This window comes from Streptomyces sp. NPDC111606 (assembly GCF_055656945.1).
Map to the genome: position 1 here is coordinate 246140 of NZ_JBVKBY010000002.1, position 16181 is coordinate 262320.

At 71.1% G+C, this 16181-nt stretch carries 15 protein-coding genes; 4 read left to right on the forward strand and 11 right to left on the reverse strand.

Annotation, left to right across the window (positions count from 1 at the left end):
• Nucleotides 1-100: 100 nt before the first annotated feature.
• The 3 genes from ACZ7M7_RS09020 to deoC are packed head-to-tail and all read right to left on the reverse strand — an operon-like array spanning nucleotide 101 to nucleotide 3453.
• Entirely contained in the window at nucleotides 101-1021 is a 921-nt protein-coding gene (locus tag ACZ7M7_RS09020) for an aldehyde dehydrogenase family protein (protein WP_472114355.1), read from the reverse strand.
• Nucleotides 1022-2479, reverse strand: a complete 1458-nt coding sequence (locus tag ACZ7M7_RS09025; RefSeq protein WP_451171874.1) for an aldehyde dehydrogenase family protein — start codon at nucleotides 2477-2479, stop codon at nucleotides 1022-1024.
• Nucleotides 2480-2484: 5 nt separating this feature from the next.
• Entirely contained in the window at nucleotides 2485-3453 is a 969-nt protein-coding gene (gene deoC, locus ACZ7M7_RS09030; RefSeq protein ID WP_427840220.1) for a deoxyribose-phosphate aldolase, read from the reverse strand.
• A gap of 225 nt (nucleotides 3454-3678) precedes the next feature.
• Between deoC and ACZ7M7_RS09035 the strand changes: the two genes are divergently transcribed.
• Nucleotides 3679-4380, forward strand: a complete 702-nt coding sequence (locus ACZ7M7_RS09035) for a PH domain-containing protein (RefSeq protein WP_472114358.1) — start codon at nucleotides 3679-3681, stop codon at nucleotides 4378-4380.
• 80 nt (nucleotides 4381-4460) lie between these two features.
• Here ACZ7M7_RS09035 and ACZ7M7_RS09040 read toward each other — a convergent pair whose 3' ends face one another.
• The 5 genes from ACZ7M7_RS09040 to ACZ7M7_RS09060 all read right to left on the reverse strand — a co-directional run bounded on the left by ACZ7M7_RS09040 (nucleotide 4461) and on the right by ACZ7M7_RS09060 (nucleotide 9369).
• Nucleotides 4461-5699: a hypothetical protein gene (locus tag ACZ7M7_RS09040; protein ID WP_472114360.1), complete on the reverse strand. Its 1239-nt coding sequence runs from the start codon at nucleotides 5697-5699 to the stop codon at nucleotides 4461-4463.
• Between the two features lie 126 nt (nucleotides 5700-5825).
• Entirely contained in the window at nucleotides 5826-7466 is a 1641-nt protein-coding gene (locus tag ACZ7M7_RS09045) for a phospho-sugar mutase (protein WP_472114363.1), read from the reverse strand.
• A 202-nt stretch (nucleotides 7467-7668) separates the two neighbouring features.
• The gene (locus tag ACZ7M7_RS09050) at nucleotides 7669-8493 is read right to left on the reverse strand and encodes a purine-nucleoside phosphorylase (RefSeq protein WP_383616344.1); all 825 of its coding nucleotides are present in this window, start codon (nucleotides 8491-8493) and stop codon (nucleotides 7669-7671) included.
• A gap of 109 nt (nucleotides 8494-8602) precedes the next feature.
• A complete protein-coding gene (locus tag ACZ7M7_RS09055) occupies nucleotides 8603-8881 on the reverse strand; it encodes a type II toxin-antitoxin system RelE family toxin (RefSeq protein WP_362385170.1) in 279 nt (92 codons plus the stop codon).
• 50 nt (nucleotides 8882-8931) lie between these two features.
• Nucleotides 8932-9369, reverse strand: a complete 438-nt coding sequence (locus ACZ7M7_RS09060) for a gamma-glutamylcyclotransferase family protein (protein ID WP_328879680.1) — start codon at nucleotides 9367-9369, stop codon at nucleotides 8932-8934.
• 96 nt (nucleotides 9370-9465) lie between these two features.
• Here ACZ7M7_RS09060 and ACZ7M7_RS09065 point away from each other — a divergent pair, with 96 nt between their 5' ends.
• Together ACZ7M7_RS09065 and ACZ7M7_RS09070 are read left to right on the forward strand one after the other, a co-directional pair.
• Nucleotides 9466-10914 carry an NAD(P)H-quinone dehydrogenase gene (locus ACZ7M7_RS09065; protein WP_328879679.1) on the forward strand — a complete coding sequence of 483 codons (1449 nt, stop codon included), beginning with the start codon at nucleotides 9466-9468 and terminating at the stop codon, nucleotides 10912-10914.
• A gap of 166 nt (nucleotides 10915-11080) precedes the next feature.
• Complete coding sequence (locus tag ACZ7M7_RS09070) at nucleotides 11081-12037, forward strand: DeoR/GlpR family DNA-binding transcription regulator (RefSeq protein ID WP_328879678.1); 957 nt, start codon at nucleotides 11081-11083, stop codon at nucleotides 12035-12037.
• A gap of 122 nt (nucleotides 12038-12159) precedes the next feature.
• On the opposite strand, the gene ACZ7M7_RS09075 is transcribed toward ACZ7M7_RS09070, so the two are convergent.
• Both ACZ7M7_RS09075 and ACZ7M7_RS09080 read right to left on the reverse strand, forming a co-directional pair.
• Nucleotides 12160-12708, reverse strand: a complete 549-nt coding sequence (locus tag ACZ7M7_RS09075; RefSeq protein WP_383616348.1) for a TetR/AcrR family transcriptional regulator — start codon at nucleotides 12706-12708, stop codon at nucleotides 12160-12162.
• Nucleotides 12709-12921: 213 nt separating this feature from the next.
• Nucleotides 12922-14694, reverse strand: coding sequence for an acetyl/propionyl/methylcrotonyl-CoA carboxylase subunit alpha (locus tag ACZ7M7_RS09080; RefSeq protein ID WP_451171886.1), 1773 nt, complete (start codon nucleotides 14692-14694; stop codon nucleotides 12922-12924).
• A gap of 364 nt (nucleotides 14695-15058) precedes the next feature.
• Between ACZ7M7_RS09080 and ACZ7M7_RS09085 the strand changes: the two genes are divergently transcribed.
• Entirely contained in the window at nucleotides 15059-15574 is a 516-nt protein-coding gene (locus ACZ7M7_RS09085; protein WP_451171889.1) for a hypothetical protein, read from the forward strand.
• Here the strand turns inward: ACZ7M7_RS09085 and ACZ7M7_RS09090 are convergent.
• Complete coding sequence (locus tag ACZ7M7_RS09090) at nucleotides 15543-16163, reverse strand: Maf family protein (RefSeq protein WP_383603708.1); 621 nt, start codon at nucleotides 16161-16163, stop codon at nucleotides 15543-15545. The genes ACZ7M7_RS09085 and ACZ7M7_RS09090 overlap by 32 nt on opposite strands.
• Between the last annotated feature and the right edge of the window lie 18 nt (nucleotides 16164-16181).

The following is a 16181-nucleotide window of genomic DNA, read 5'->3' on the forward strand; positions in this document are numbered from 1 at the left end:
CCTGACAGCACTTCGCAGCGGCAGCACGGCAGAGAGCCGCGCCTCCCCCGGACGGAGGGGAGGCGCGGCTCTCCGGTCTCGGCGGCCGTCGCGCCGGTGATCAGTACGACGAGCCGGACGCGCCCAGCGAACCGGTCGGGTGCCAGACCGTCTTGGTCTCCAGGAACGCGGTCATGCGGTCGATGCCGGGGGCGGCGGCCCAGTCGTCCACAGGCTGTGGACGCAGGACGCGCTTGAGGTTGTCGGCCGCCGCGATCTCCAGGTCCTTCGCCAACACGTCGTCGGCGCCGGCCAGGTCGATCGCGTTGACGTCCTGGTGCGCGGCCAGCGGCGTCGCGATCTCCGCCGTACGGCCCGACAGCACGTTGACGACGCCGCCCGGCAGGTCGGACGTGGCCAGGACCTCGCCCAGGGAGAGGGCGGGGAGCGGGGACTTCTGGGACGCCACCACGATCGCCGTGTTGCCCGTCGCGATCACCGGGGCCAGCACCGAGACCAGGCCCAGGAAGGACGACTCCTGCGGGGCCAGGACGGTCACGACACCCGTCGGCTCGGGGGAGGACAGGTTGAAGAACGGGCCCGCGACCGGGTTTCCGCCGCCGACCACCTGGGCGATCTTGTCCGTCCAGCCCGCGTACCAGACCCACCGGTCGATCGCCGCGTCGACCTGAGCCGCCGCCTTCGACTTCGACAGGCCCTCGGCGTCGGCGACTTCACGGACGTACTGCTCGCGGCGGCCCTCCAGCATCTCCGCGATGCGGTAGAGGATCTGGCCGCGGTTGTACGCCGTCGCGCCGGACCAGCCGCCGAACGCCTTGCGCGCGGCGACCACCGCGTCACGGGCGTCCTTGCGGGACGACAGGGGAACGTTCGCCAGCCAGTTGCCCTTCGAGTCCGTCACCTCGTACACCCGGCCGCTCTCGGAACGCGGGAACTTCCCGCCGACGTACAGCTTGTAGGTCTTGAAGACGGAGAGTCGCTCGGCGCGCTCGGTCTTGTCGTTCTTGTCAACTGTGCTCATTTATCGCTCGCCCTCCGGGCTCGACGGGGCGAGGTACGCCTCCAGGCCGTGGCGGCCGCCCTCGCGGCCGAAGCCCGACTCCTTGTAGCCGCCGAACGGCGAGGTCGGGTCGAACTTGTTGAACGTGTTGGACCAGATGACGCCCGCGCGGAGCTTGTTCGCGACGGCGAGAATCCGCGACCCCTTCTCCGTCCAGATGCCCGCCGACAGGCCGTACGCGCTGTTGTTGGCCTTGGCGACGGCCTCGTCCGGCGTGCGGAAGGTGAGGACCGACAGGACCGGGCCGAAGATCTCGTCGCGGGCGATCCGGTGCGCCTGGGTGACGTTCGTGAAGAGCGTGGGCGCGAACCAGTAGCCGCTCTCGGGGAGTTCGCAGGCCGGTGACCAGCGCTCGGCACCCTCCGCCTCGCCCTGCTCGACGAGCGAGGTGATGCGGGTGAGCTGCTCCTCGGAGTTGATCGCGCCGATGTCGGTGTTCTTGTCGAGGGGGTCGCCGAGGCGGAGTGTGGAGAGGCGACGCTTCAGCGACTCCAGCAGCTCTTCCTGGATCGACTCCTGGACCAGCAGACGGCTGCCGGCGCAGCAGACCTGCCCCTGGTTGAAGAAGATGCCGCTGACGATCCCCTCCACCGCCTGGTCGATCGGGGCGTCGTCGAAGACGATGTTGGCGCCCTTGCCGCCCAGCTCCAGGGTGACCTTCTTGCGGGTACCGGCGACGGTCCGCGCGATCTCCTTGCCGACTGCCGTCGATCCCGTGAAGGCGACCTTGTTGACGTCCGGGTGCGCGACGAGCGCGGCGCCGCTGTCGCCGTAGCCGGGAAGGATGTTGACGACGCCCTTGGGCAGGCCCGCCTGGCGGCAGATGTCCGCGAAGAACAGGGCGGAGAGCGGGGTGGTCTCGGCCGGCTTCAGCACGACGGTGTTGCCGGTCGCCAGCGCCGGAGCGATCTTCCACGCCAGCATCAGCAGCGGGAAGTTCCAGGGGATGACCTGGCCGGCCACACCGAGGGGCCGCGGGCTCGCGCCGTAACCGGCGTGCTCCAGCTTGTCGGCCCAGCCCGCGTAGTAGAAGAAGTGCGCGGCGACCAGGGGAAGGTCGGCGTCGCGGGTCTCCTTGATCGGCTTGCCGTTGTCCAGCGTCTCCAGCACGGCCAGCTCACGGCTGCGCTCCTGGATGATCCGGGCGATACGGAACAGGTACTTCGCGCGCTCGGAGCCGGGCAGCGCCGACCACTTCACGAAGGCCTTGCGCGCGGCCTTCACGGCCCGGTCCACGTCCGCCTCGCCGGCCTGGGCGATCTCGGCGAGGACCTCCTCGGTGGACGGGGAGACGGTCTTGAAGACCTTGCCGTCCGCCGCCTCCACGAACTCGCCGTCGATGAACAGGCCGTACGACGGCGCGATGTCGACGATCGAGCGGGACTCGGGGGCCGGTGCGTATTCGAATACCGATGCCATGGTGATCAGTCCACCGTCACGTAGTCGGGGCCGGAGTAGCGGCCGGTGGCCAGCTTCTGACGCTGCATCAGCAGATCGTTCAGGAGCGAGGAGGCGCCGAAGCGGAACCAGTGGTTGTCCAGCCAGTCCTCGCCGGCGGTCTCGTTGACCAGGACGAGGAACTTGACGGCGTCCTTGGTCGTCCTGATCCCGCCGGCCGGCTTCACACCCACCTGGATGCCGGTCTGGGCGCGGAAGTCGCGCACCGCTTCCAGCATAAGCAGGGTGTTCGCGGGGGTGGCGTTGACGGCGACCTTGCCGGTGGACGTCTTGATGAAGTCGGCGCCCGCCAGCATGCCGAGCCAGCTCGCGCGCCGGATGTTGTCGTACGTCGACAGCTCGCCGGTCTCGAAGATGACCTTGAGGCGGGCGGACGTTCCGCAGGCCTCCTTCACGGCGACGATCTCGTCGTACACCTTCATGTAGTTCCCCGCGAGGAACGCCCCGCGGTCGATGACCATGTCGATCTCGTCCGCACCGGCGGCGACGGCGTCCCGGACGTCCGCCAGCTTCACACCGAGGGCGGCGCGGCCGGCCGGGAAGGCGGTGGCGACCGAGGCGACCTTGACCGAGGAGCCGGCGACGGCCTCCTTGGCGGTGGCCACCATGTCGGGATAGACGCAGACGGCCGCGGTCGCCGGGGTCGTCCGGTCACTCGGGTCGGGGTGGACCGCCTTGGCGCCGAGCGCCCGGACCTTGCCCGGGGTGTCCGCGCCTTCCAGCGTCGTCAGGTCGACCATCGAGATGGCGAGGTCGATGGCGTACGCCTTGGCGGTCGTCTTGATGGAACGGGTACCGAGGGACGCGGCGCGCGCCTCCAGGCCGACCGCGTCGACGCCGGGCAGCCCGTGAAGGAAGCGGCGCAGCGTACTGTCGGACGCGGTGACGTCCGTGAGGGTGTGCGCTGCGGAGGATGCATTGGTGGGCATGGTCACCAGACGAGCATATCTACGCGCGTAGCGGCTGTACACCCCGAGGGAAAGGGATCTGTTCTGCAGCGAGGAACGGATCCGCACGACGCAGGGGAGCTGTCCCACCTCAGGGGCGCGGGGAACTGCGCGACCGGCCACCGACAACCCGCACCCGCCCACGAACCCATCCCCCCGCGGCGATGAGGCGCCCCGCCGAGCCGCCGGCAGGCATACGGCAGAATCGGCCCCATGACGACCCCGGAACCCCAGCCCCCCACCCCGGCCCCCGTGTCGAAGGACCGCGTCTACCGCTCGCCCATGGGCATGGTCGGCGGCGCCGCGCTGCTCGGAATCGCCCTCTGGCTGGGCATCGACGCACTGGTCCGGGGCGAGGGCCGCACCCAGTGGGTGGCGCTCGCGGCGCTGATCCTGATCGTGCCGCTGGTGTCCGCGTTCACGCTGAGGCCCGCCGTCTACGCCAACGAGGACCGGCTGCGTATCCGCAACCCGCTGCGCGTGATCGTGCTTCCGTGGGGACAGGTCGCCGCACTGCGGTCCAGCTACTCGAACGAGGTCGTCGACAAGTCCGGCGCCAAGTTCCAGCTCTGGGCGGTGCCGGTCTCGCTGCGGGCCCGCAAGAAGGCGGCACGGCGTTCGGCCCGGGCTGCGGCGGACCGGAGCGCTGCCTCGCGGGGTGAGCGGAGCGGCCGCGCCGGCGGAGGGATGGGGTTCGGCGGGCTCGGGATCGGGGCGCCGCGAGGGGATGTCGACATGGACGGCCCGGCGCGGGCCGAGACCGACAAGGTCATGGACGACCTGCGGGAACTGCTGGAGCAGCGGGAAAAGCTGGAGTCCTCGCAGGGTGAGGTCACCGTGCGGTGGGCCTACGAGGTGGCGGGGCCGGTCCTCGCCGGGGCAGTGCTGCTGGTGATTCTGCTGGCGACGGCCTGACGGGCCTGGTCCGAGCGGTGGCCTGATCCGGGCAGTGACAGGGGTGCCCGACCCCCCCCGTGAACCGGCCCGCGTGCGGCTCAGGGGGCGCCCGGATACACGAGTGCCATGTACGCACCGCAGTAGGCCGAGCCGACGACTGCCGCCGCGATGACCAGCATGCGGTGGCGGCGGGAGGCCCGGGACAGATGCAGGGCGAGGGGGAGCAGCAGGGGGAAGGCGGGCAGGAGGAAGCGGGCGCGGGGGAAGTAGACGCCACCGCTGCCCAGCACGATCGCCAGCAGTACGGCCGTGAAGACCAGCAGCGGCACCGGCTGCCGGTCCCACACCGACAGCCCGAACAGCACCACCGACGCGATCAGCGTGAGCGTCACGACCACCAGGAACAGTTCGGGCATCCGGTCGTACACCAGCAGCTGCCGCATCACACGCAGGGTCTCGCGGCCACCGTCCAGCTCGTTGCGCCACAGCCGCTGCACGGCGAAGTACCCGTCCCAGCGGCCCAGCCGCAGGCCCACCCAGCCCACGTATCCGCACCAGCCGAGCGGCGCGATCGCGGCGGCCGCGAGGGTACGCGGACGGAAGCGGCGGCGCAGCGCGAGCAGGGCCGCCACCGTGACCGCGGCCGCCACCGCGATACCGGTCGGACGGGTCAGGCCTGCCGCCGCGGCGAGAGCGGCCGCGGTGAGGAGGCGGCCGGTGAGCACGGCGTACAGCGACCAGGCCGCGAGCGCCGTGAACAGGGACTCCGTGTAGCCCATCCACTGCACCAGCCCGACCGGCAGCGCGGCCCACAGGACGGTGAGGAGGACGCCGACCCGGCGCCCGTGCAGCCGGTCCCCGACCGCGAACACGCCCCACGCGGCGACGAGGGAGGCGACGACGGCGAGGGCGAGACCGGCACTGGCTGGGGAGCCCGGCGTGACCGCCGCGACCGCTCTCACCAGCACTGGGTAGAGCGGAAAGAAGGCCAGGTTGTTGGCGCTGTAGGCGGTGCCGAGCTCGTGCGCGTACCCGTGGTCGGCGATCCCGAGGTACCAGTCGGCGTCCCACTGCGTCGCCAGGATCGGCCGGACACCGTGGCGCTGCCGGTGCGCCCAGACGGTGAGCAGCAGCAGGCCCGTGCCGCGTACGGCGAGGTAGGCGAGGAGGGCGGGGGCCGCGTACCGCAGGGCGCGCAGGGGTGCGGGGCGCCTGCGTGGGAACGGGGAGCCGGACCGGGCTTCGCCGTCGCGGGCGGTGGTCGCTCGGGGGGCGGCCGGACGGTCGTGGACACGGCGGCGGCTCCAGGCAACTCGGTGACGCGCTTGCCCGTCCACCGTTGCCCGTGCGCCGGGGCCGGGCGTGGAGCCCGGGTCAACCACCACGAGGAATTCGCCCGAAGGGGTGCCTCCGAATGGGGGCACCCCTTCGCGAACGACCAGAACTCTGCGTACTCGTACGGCTCAGATGCCGGCCGCCGCCGACAGGTCCCGCTTGATCGTCGCGAGCAGCTCGGCCGCCTCGGCGCGGGCGGCCGGGAGGCCGGCGTGGGCCGCGACCGGGACGACGACCTCCAGGTAGCACTTCAGCTTGGGCTCGGTCCCGCTGGGACGGACGATGACGCGGGCGCCCTCGAGCGTGTAGCGCAGACCGTCGGTGGGCGGGAGGGTGTCCGTGCCCTGGGTGAGGTCCTCAGCGCGGGTGATGGCCAGCCCGGCGAGCTCGGTCGGCGGCTGCTCGCGCAGCTGCCGCATGGCGTCGGCGATGACCGACAGGTCCTGGACGCGCACCGCGAGCTGGTCGGTGGCGTGCAGGCCGTGGGTCACGGCGAGGTCGTCGAGGAGGTCGAGGAGCGTGCGGCCCTCGGCCTTCAGGACGGACGCGAGCTCGGTGATCAGCAGCGCGGCGGTGATGCCGTCCTTGTCGCGTACGCCCTCGGGGTCGACGCAGTAGCCGAGGGCCTCCTCGTAGCCGTAGCGCAGACCGTCGACGCGGGCGATCCACTTGAAGCCGGTGAGGGTCTCCTCGTACGGCAGCCCCGCCTTCTCGGCGATACGGCCGAGGAGGGAGGAGGAGACGATGGACTCCGCGAAGGTCCCGCGTGCTCCACGGCTGACCAGGTGGGCGGCGAGCAGGGCGCCTACCTCGTCGCCGCGGAGCATCCGCCACTCGTCCGCGCTCTCCCCGTCCGGCACGGCCACGGCACAGCGGTCGGCGTCCGGGTCGTTGGCGATGACGAGGTCGGGGGCCGTCTCGCGGGCCTTGGCGAAGGCCAGGTCCATCGCGCCGGGCTCTTCCGGGTTGGGGAAGGCGACGGTGGGGAAGTCCGGGTCGGGCTCGGCCTGCTCGGCGACGAGGGCGGGGGCGGGGAAGCCGGCGCGCTCGAAGGCGGCGAGGAGGACGTCCTTGCCGACACCGTGCATCGCCGTGTAGACGGTGCGGGCGATGCGCGGGGAGTCGGGGGACAGGACCGCGTCCGTGCGGGCGAGGTAGGCGTCCAGGACGCTGTCGTCCAGGGTCTCCCAGCCCTGGGTGGGGCGGGGGACGACGGTGAGGGACGGCACCGCGGCGATCTCCTGCGCGATGTCGATGTCCGCGGGCGGGACGATCTGGGAGCCGTCGCCGAGATAGACCTTGTAGCCGTTGTCGCGCGGCGGGTTGTGGCTCGCGGTGACTTCGACTCCGGCGACCGCGCCGAGGTGCCTTATCGCGTACGCGAGGACCGGCGTGGGGAGCGGGCGGGGCAGGACGGCGGCGCGCAGGCCCGCGCCCGTCATCACGGCGGCCGTGTCCCGGGCGAAGTCCTCCGACTTGTGGCGGGCGTCGTAGCCGATGACGACGAGGCCGTTCTCATGGCCCTGCTTCTTGAGGTACGCGGCGAGGCCGGCCGCGGCGCGGATGACGACCGTGCGGTTCATGCGCATCGGGCCGGCGCCGAGTTCGCCTCGCAGGCCCGCGGTGCCGAACTGGAGGGTGCCGCTGAAGCGGGCGGCGACTTCCTCGACGTCCGCGGCCTCGATGAGCTTGGCGAGCTCGTCGCGGGTCTCCGGGTCCGGATCCTCGGCGAGCCACGCCTGGGCCCGGGCGATGAGATCGTCGTGCACGTCGGTCAACCTCTCGTTCTCGTGGTGGGGCGGGGGCTGCGGGTGGTGGGGAGGGGTTTCGTCCCCGCCGCCCCTACCCGTCCCGTACCTGGGGGCTGCCGCGAACTACTCAGCCCCTCCGGCGTTTGAGGAGCGGGGTCGAAGGGGCGGAGCCCCTTCAAGGACGGGCAGGGTAGGGGCTGCGGGGGCGAAGAAAACCGCCTTACAGACGCCCCAGCACCTGCGCCAGCAGCGACCCCATCTGCGTGGCCGAGTCCCGCCCGGCCTGCAGAACCTCCTCGTGGTTCAGCGGCTCACCCGTCATCCCCGCCGCGAGGTTCGTCACCAGCGAGATCCCCAGCACCTCGGCCCCAGCCTCACGCGCGGCGATCGCTTCCAGCACCGTCGACATACCCACCAGGTCCGCCCCGATGACCCGAGCCATCCGGATCTCCGCCGGCGTCTCGTAGTGCGGCCCGGGGAACTGGGCGTAGACGCCCTCCTCCAGCGACGGGTCGATCTCCTTGCAGAGGGCGCGCAGCCGCGGCGAGTACAGGTCCGTGAGGTCGACGAAGTTCGCGCCGATGATCGGGGACGTCGCCGTGAGGTTGATGTGGTCGCTGATCAGGACCGGCTGCCCGGGACGCATGCCCTCGCGCAGACCGCCACAGCCGTTGGTGAGCACGACTGTCTTGCAGCCGGCGGCCACCGCGGTACGGACCCCGTGCGCGACGGCGGCCACCCCACGGCCCTCGTAGTAGTGGGTACGGCCCAGGAAGACCAGCGCACGCTTGTTGCCGATCCGGTACGAGCGGATCTTGCCGCCGTGCCCTTCCACCGCCGGCGGGGGGAACCCCGGCAGCTCGGTGACCAGGAACTCGGCCTCGGGTTCGCCGAGGGCGTCCACGGCCGGAGCCCAGCCGGAGCCCATCACGAGGGCGACGTCGTGGGTCTCGGCGCCCGTGAGTTCGCGCAGGCGTGCGGCGGCGGCGTCGGCGGCGGCGTGGGGGTCGCCCTGGATGTCGTCCGGAAGAAGAGATGCGTTCACGCGACTGAGGGTAGCCGGTTTGGGCCTACGCGCGTAGATGACGGAGCTCACGGGATGGCGATCGTTGTCTTGTCGTTTCCAACGAAGAGCGCGCCCGAAAGCGGCACGCTCACTCTTCGGGAATGAGGACGTCCTTGTCGTTGAAGACCTCGACGATGAAGATCAACAGGCGGCCGCGACTGACCGTGTACTCCACGAGGACGTTCTGCGTGAGCCGGATCGTACGATCGTCGCCCGTGGAGCTTATGGGCCGTGACACCGAGAGGAACGGGTCGCGGGCCAGCAGCGCGATGCCCTTGTCGAACGCGTTGCGCTGCCTGTCGTCGAGCCGGTCACGGGCCTCGGCGGCCTGCACCGTGTAGTAGACGTCATACGTGGTGGGGGCCATGAGTTCTCCCGATGATGGGCCGATCCCTCCAGTTTAGAAGCCGCCCTCCGTCAGCACGGGCGCTTCCGCAGCTCCATCACGTAATCGTGTGGCGCGCCGGCCGACTCAGCCGCGTCCGCGACCTCGCCGAGGTACCTGGCCGACGGCAGCCCGCCCTCGTACGCGTTCAGCACGTACACCCACGCCGACTCCTCGCCCTCCAGCGTGTGCACACGCACCCGCAGCCGGCGGTATATGCCGAGCCCGACGCCCTCCCAGCGGTCCAGGGAGTCCTCGTCCATCGGGGCGACGTCGTACAGCGCGACGAAGACCTGCTCGCCGGGTTCCTCGACGAGTGTGGCCAGCGCGCCGTCCCAGCCGAGCTGCTCGCCCCCGAACGTCAGTCGCCACCCGTTCAGCCAGCCGGTGGCGCGCAGCGGCGAGTGCGGGGCGCGGCGCGTCATCAGCCGCGCGTCGAGATTGCCGGCGTACGCGGCGTAGAGCGACATGGGGAGAGGGTACGGCAGGTGAATCGTGTGCCCCTCCCGTAACGGTGGTGTCTCGGGCGGGCCCCCAGGCAGTACCACGGTGATGCGTGCGGGACAATGGAGTACGTGACTCGGATCGTGATCATCGGTGGCGGACCCGGCGGATACGAGGCGGCCCTGGTGGCCGCCCAGCTCGGCGCGGAGGTGACCGTCGTCGACTGCGACGGTCTGGGCGGGGCGTCGGTGCTCACCGACTGCGTGCCGTCGAAGACCCTAATCGCCACGGCCGAGGTGATGACCACCTTCGATTCCTCGTACGAGGAGCTGGGAATCATCGTCGCCGACGACACCCCGCACATCGACACGCCCGCGCGCGTCGTCGGCGTGGACCTGGGCAAGGTCAACCGGCGTGTCAAACGGCTCGCGCTCGCGCAGTCCCACGACATCACGGCCTCCGTCACGCGCGCCGGCGCCCGGGTCCTGCGCGGCCGCGGCCGGCTGGAGGGCATGCAGGGTCTCGACGGCTCGCGCAAGGTCGTCGTCCGTGCGGCCGACGGCACCGAGGAGACCCTCACCGCGGACGCCGTCCTCATCGCCACCGGCGGTCACCCGCGCGAGCTGCCCGACGCCCAGCCCGACGGCGAGCGCATCCTCAACTGGACCCAGGTCTACGACCTCACCGAGCTGCCCGAGGAACTCATCGTGGTCGGCTCCGGTGTCACCGGCGCCGAGTTCGCCGGCGCCTACCAGGCGCTCGGATCGCGGGTCACCCTCGTGTCGTCCCGGGACCGCGTGCTGCCGGGTGAGGACCCGGACGCCGCCGCTGTCCTGGAGGACGTCTTCCGGCGCCGCGGCATGAACGTCATGGCGCGCTCGCGTGCCGCCGCCGCCAAGCGGGTCGGCGACCGGGTCGAGGTCACCCTCGCCGACGGCCGCGTCATCAGCGGCAGCCACTGCCTCATGGCCGTCGGTGCCATCCCGAACTCCGAGGGCATGGGCCTGGAGGAGGCCGGCGTCAAGCTGCGCGAGTCCGGGCACATCTGGACCGACAAGGTGTCCAGGACGACGGCCCCCGGCGTGTACGCGGCCGGTGACGTCACCGGAGTCTTCGCCCTCGCGTCGGTCGCGGCGATGCAGGGACGTATCGCCATGTACCACTTCCTCGGCGACGCGGTGGCCCCGCTGAACCTGAAGACGGTCTCGTCCAACGTCTTCACCGACCCCGAGATCGCCACCGTCGGCTACACCCAGGCGGACGTCGACGGGGGCAAGATCGACGCCCGGGTCGTCAAGCTCCCCCTCCTGCGCAACCCGCGCGCGAAGATGCAGGGCATCCGGGACGGCTTCGTCAAGATCTTCTGCCGGCCGGGCACGGGCATCGTGGTCGGCGGTGTGGTCGTGTCGCCGCGCGCCTCGGAACTGATCCATCCGATCTCGATCGCGGTCGACAACAATCTGACGGTCGAACAGATCGCGAACGCCTTCACCGTGTACCCCTCCCTTTCGGGCTCGATCGCCGAGGTGGCACGGCAGCTCCACACGCGGAAGTCCGGCGGCGAACTCTGACGGCCGGAAGTGATTCCCTGCTGGTCACAGGGAGTTGTCGAGCATGCGTACGGCATAGGCGGCAGGACTAGGCCCTATACCACTCCTTGCCCTTGCGTGCGAACAACTTCTGTTATTCGGCGCAAACTGCTGAAACCAGACGGTCGTTGGGGTTACTGTCAGTTTCGTGTTCGCTGCAGAACGTCGCCAATTGATCCTCGAAATGGTGCGAGCGAACGGGGCCGTGTCGCTCCGTGAGCTCGCCCGCGTCGTCCAGACCTCCGAAGTGACCGTACGGCGGGACGTGCGCGCACTGGAGGCAGAAGGACTCCTCGACCGCCGGCACGGCGGTGCGGTATTGCCGGGCGGGTTCACGCGGGAGTCCGGCTTTCCGCAGAAGTCACATCTCGCGACCGCCGAGAAGACGGCCATCGCCGACCTCGCCGCGAATTTCGTGGAAGAGGGCGAGGCAATCGTCGTCGGGGCGGGGACCACCACACAGGAGCTGGCGCGCCGGCTCGCCCGGGTGCCCGGACTGACCGTCGTCACCAACTCCCTGCTGGTGGCACAGGCGTTGGCCCATGCCAACCGGGTCGAGGTCGTGATGACCGGCGGGACGCTCCGCGGGTCGAACTACGCGCTGGTGGGCAGCGGTGCCGAGCAGTCCCTGCAGGGGCTGCGGGTGTCGCGGGCCTTCCTCTCCGGGAGCGGTCTGACCGCCGAGCGCGGTCTGTCCACGTCCAACATGCTCTCGGCCTCCGTCGACCGGGCCCTCGTCCAGGCGGCCGCGGAGGTCGTCGTCCTCGCCGACCACACCAAGCTCGGTACGGACACGATGTTCCAGACGGTGCCCACGGATGTCATCACCCGGCTGGTCACCGACGAGCCGCCGGCCCATGACGACCGTGCCCACACCGAGCTCCAGGCCCTGGCCGATCAGGGGGTGCAGATCGCCGTGGCCGGGGCGACCGGGAACCCGGGGGGTGACGAGGTCCCGGCGCGGCGGCGTGCCTTGCCGGGGCCGCGGCGGGGTCAGGTGCCGGGCGGTGCCGCGGGGTTGCGGTCGGCCGCTGCGGTGCTGGGGGAGCAGGGGGCGGAGCGGGAACGTGAGCGGGCCCGGGTTGCGGATCTGCGGCGGCGGTAGTCTGCCGACGGCGCGGCCGGGCGCCACTTCGCCGTAGGGGTTTGCGCTGATGCGCGCGTGCGGGTGCTTTGTGGCTGGTCGCGCCCACGCGGCGGAGCCGCACATCGATACAGCCTCGCTCCCTAGGCCGGCTTCAGTCCCCGCAGCGTCAAATGCAGCAATCTGTCCGCGAGGTCCGGGTCTCCCGGCGTCTCCTCCGCTGCCAGTGCGATCGCGTGGGTCAGCTGGAGCAGGTCGCTGATCGAGACGTCCGGCCTCACGGCACCCGACTCCTGAGCCCGTGCCAGCAGCGCGCCGCCCGCCTCCCTGATCGGGCCGCTGCACTGGGCCAGGGCCGAGGTGTTGTCGTACGAGACGGACATCAGGGACCTGGCCAGGCCGCGGTACTCGCCCGCATGGGTGACCATCTCGCGCAGCCAGGTCACCAGGGCCGCGCAGGGTTCCGGGGCGTGCAGGAGTTCGCGGGAGCGGGTCAGCAGGTCGCCGACGGCGTCCTCGAAGACCGCGCTCAACAGCGCGTCGCGGTTGGGGAAGTGGCGGTACAGCGTCCCGATCCCGACGCCCGCGCGGCGGGCCACGTCCTCCAGGGACGCGTCCGTGCCATGGGCGGCGAAGGCGGACCGGGCCTCGGCCAGCAGGCGCTCATGGTTGCGGCGGGCATCAGCGCGCATGGCACGCGGCTGGGCGGTCGGCGTCGTCGCCGCGCCTGAGTTCCCCGCACTCTCGCGCGAGGTCGCGCCCACCATGACTCTCACCTGCCCTCTCACGCGCCCTCGGCGTGCCTCCAGGATGCCATCGCGCCCACCTGCAACGAGGCGCCCGGCGGACTGTACGTTCCAGTCCGCCGGGCGCCTCGGATGCCGTAAGGCGTGTGCCGTGTGGCGTCAGTCCTTGATCTCGCAGATGGCCGCGCCGGACGTGAGCGACGCGCCGACCTCGGCGGACAGGCCCTTGATGGTGCCGGACCTGTGGGCGTTGAGCGGCTGTTCCATCTTCATCGCTTCGAGTACGACGATGAGGTCGCCCTCCTTGACCTCCTGGCCTTCCTCGACGGCGACCTTGACGATCGTGCCCTGCATCGGCGAGGCGAGGGTGTCACCGGAGGCAGCGGGGCCGGACTTCTTGGCCGCGCGGCGCTTCGGCTTCGCTCCGGCGGCAAGGCCGGTGCGGGCCAGGCTCATGCCGAGCGAGGACGGGAGGGAGACCTCCAGGCGCTTGCCGCCGACCTCCACCACGACCGTCTCGCGGCCGGCTTCCTCGTCCGTCTCCGTGTCGGCGGGGGCGGCGAAGGGCTTGATCTCGTTGACGAACTCGGTCTCGATCCAGCGGGTGTGGACCGTGAACGGGTCGCCGGAGCCGGTCAGTTCCGGCGCGAAGGCCGGGTCCTTGACGACCGCGCGGTGGAAGGGGATCGCCGTGGCCATGCCCTCGACCTGGAACTCGGCCAGGGCACGCGCGGCCCGCTGCAGGGCCTGCCCGCGGGTGGCGCCGGTGACGATCAGCTTGGCCAGCAGCGAGTCCCACGCCGGGCCGATCACGCTGCCGGACTCCACGCCCGCGTCCAGGCGGACGCCCGGACCGGTCGGCGGGGCGAACGTGGTGACCGTGCCGGGGGCGGGCAGGAAGTTGCGGCCCGGGTCCTCGCCGTTGATGCGGAACTCGAAGGAGTGGCCGCGCAGCTGCGGGTCGTCGTAGCCGAGTTCCTCGCCGTCGGCGATGCGGAACATCTCGCGCACGAGGTCGATGCCGGTGACCTCCTCGGTGACCGGGTGCTCGACCTGGAGGCGGGTGTTGACCTCGAGGAAGGAGATCGTGCCGTCCATACCGACGAGGAACTCGACGGTGCCGGCACCGACGTAGCCGGCCTCCTTGAGGATGGCCTTAGAGGAGGAGTACAGCTCGGCGACCTGGGCGTCGGAGAGGAAGGGCGCGGGGGCCTCCTCGACGAGCTTCTGGTGGCGGCGCTGCAGCGAGCAGTCACGGGTGGAGACGACCACGACGTTGCCGTGGGTGTCGGCCAGGCACTGCGTCTCGACGTGGCGCGGCTTGTCGAGGTAGCGCTCGACGAAGCACTCGCCGCGTCCGAATGCCGCGACGGCCTCGCGGACCGCCGAGTCGTACAGCTCGGGCACTTCCTCCAGCGTGCGGGCGACCTTCAGGCCGCGTCCGCCGCCGCCGAAGGCGGCCTTGATCGCGATCGGCAGGCCGTGCTGTTCGGCGAAGGCGACGACCTCGTCGGCGCCGGAGACCGGGTCGGGCGTGCCCGCGACGAGCGGGGCGCCGGCGCGCTGGGCGATGTGACGGGCGGCGACCTTGTCACCCAGGTCGCGGATGGCCTGCGGGGGCGGGCCGATCCAGATCAGGCCCGCGTCCAGGACGGCCTGGGCGAAGTCGGCGTTCTCCGACAGGAAGCCGTAGCCGGGATGGATGGCGTCCGCGCCCGACTCGCGTGCCGCGTTCAGGACCTTGTCCATGTCCAGATAGCTGCTTGCCGGGGTGTCACCGCCCAGGGCGAACGCCTCATCCGCAGCGCGGACATGCAGAGCGTCGCGGTCCGGATCCGCGTAGACGGCCACGCTCGCGATCCCGGCGTCCCGGCAGGCCCGGGCCACGCGGACAGCGATTTCGCCACGGTTGGCGATGAGCACCTTGCGCACGATTGAGGCTCCCTCCTTGAAACAAGCCGAGTTTAGGGACTGCCGACACGCCACATCGACCCGTCCCCAGTGGTGAGCTTGCCCACACGGAGCGTGATTCCAGGCTCGCTCGACCTGCGAAATCCCATGTCGCGCCTCGGCACGCAGGTCTCTCCCGGAAAACCCTAGCCCTCCTCTGTGGTCAAGGTCTCTGTCATCACGTGCTGCGGGCCACTCGGTTTCTTTGTGGAATCCCTACGAATGGCCCAATGATTCTTTGCCCTCGACCGAACCCTTGTCCCTGGGTTTACCCGTTAGTAGCGTTCGCGATGTAGTTGAACGTACTTGGGGTAACAGCGCGGAGCTCGGAAGTGGGTGGGGGCCGGTGGTGCGCAGGCCGGTGGCGTGGGTGGTGGCGGTCGTCCTCTTCACGGAGGCGCTCGGCATCGCAGCGGTGAACTGGTTCCTCGGGGTCGTCGTCGACCGTCAGGACATGTCCTTGGCGGGGCTCGACCCGAACGTGATGTCGGTGTCCTCGAAGGTCGGCGGCCTGGTCTTCGGCGCCTACTTCGCGCTGTGCGGCCTCGTCGCCCTGCTCGTGGCCGTGCGCGACCGCGCCCCGGCCGGCTTGGGCCGCATCCTGCTGATCAGCGCGGCCGTGGTGCACGCGCTGCTGGGCGCGCTCGCCTGGGGTCTGGTGGGCTGGACGGCGTTCCTGTTCATGGTCGTCGTACTCGGCCTGATAGTGCTGCTGCTCATGACGTACGACGCCCGGACGGCGCCCGAGGAGCCCGCCGACGCCGCTCCCGACGGGGGCAAGGGCGGCGACGGCTCCCCGGCAGGAGGCTCTCCGGCAGGAGGCTCTCCGGTCACGCCTCCGCCGGCGCCCACAACTCCGTGATGCCGATGCCCAGTTGCGCCAGCAGCCGGCGCACCAGCGGCAGGCTGATGCCGATCACATTGCCGTGGTCGCCGTCGATGCCGTCGATGAACGGGGCCGAGCGGCCGTCGAGGGTGAACGCCCCGGCGACGTAGAGGGGTTCGCCGGAGGCGACGTACGCCGCGATCTCCTCGTCGGTCGGCTCGCCGAAGCGGACGACGGTGGAGGCGGTGGCCGAGGTGTAGCGGCCGGTCGCGGTGTCGTAGATGCAGTGGCCGGTCTGCAGCGTGCCCGCCCGGCCGCGCATCGACTTCCAGCGCGCCGTGGCCTCCTCGGCGTCGGCCGGCTTGCCCAGGGCCTGGCCGTCCAGGTCCAGGACCGAGTCGCAGCCGATCACGATCGCGCCCATGACCTCCGGTTTCGCCGCCACGACGGAGGCCTTCGCCTCGGCCAGGGCCAGGGCCAGCTCGGCGGGGGTGGGTGCGGTGACGGCGTCCTCGTCGACGCCGCTGACGATGACCTCGGGGGCCAGGCCCGCCTGGCGCAGGAGATTCAGCCGGGCGGGGGACTGGGAGGCCAGGACGAGCCGGCGGCGGGGCTGATCAGTCATGCGGTCAGCGTATCGGCG

What these genes read in the sequence shown, in the direction of transcription:
- ACZ7M7_RS09020 (WP_472114355.1), bottom strand. Translation starts at nt 1,021, where the DNA reads ATGAGCACAGTTGACAAGAACGACAAGACCGAGCGCGCCGAGCGACTC.
- ACZ7M7_RS09025 (WP_451171874.1), bottom strand. Translation starts at nt 2,479, where the DNA reads ATGGCATCGGTATTCGAATACGCACCGGCCCCCGAGTCCCGCTCGATC.
- ACZ7M7_RS09035 (WP_472114358.1), top strand. Translation starts at nt 3,679, where the DNA reads ATGACGACCCCGGAACCCCAGCCCCCCACCCCGGCCCCCGTGTCGAAG.
- ACZ7M7_RS09055 (WP_362385170.1), bottom strand. Translation starts at nt 8,881, where the DNA reads ATGGCCCCCACCACGTATGACGTCTACTACACGGTGCAGGCCGCCGAG.
- ACZ7M7_RS09060 (WP_328879680.1), bottom strand. Translation starts at nt 9,369, where the DNA reads ATGTCGCTCTACGCCGCGTACGCCGGCAATCTCGACGCGCGGCTGATG.
- ACZ7M7_RS09065 (WP_328879679.1), top strand. Translation starts at nt 9,466, where the DNA reads ATGGAGTACGTGACTCGGATCGTGATCATCGGTGGCGGACCCGGCGGA.
- ACZ7M7_RS09075 (WP_383616348.1), bottom strand. Translation starts at nt 12,708, where the DNA reads ATGCGCGCTGATGCCCGCCGCAACCATGAGCGCCTGCTGGCCGAGGCC.
- ACZ7M7_RS09090 (WP_383603708.1), bottom strand. Translation starts at nt 16,163, where the DNA reads ATGACTGATCAGCCCCGCCGCCGGCTCGTCCTGGCCTCCCAGTCCCCC.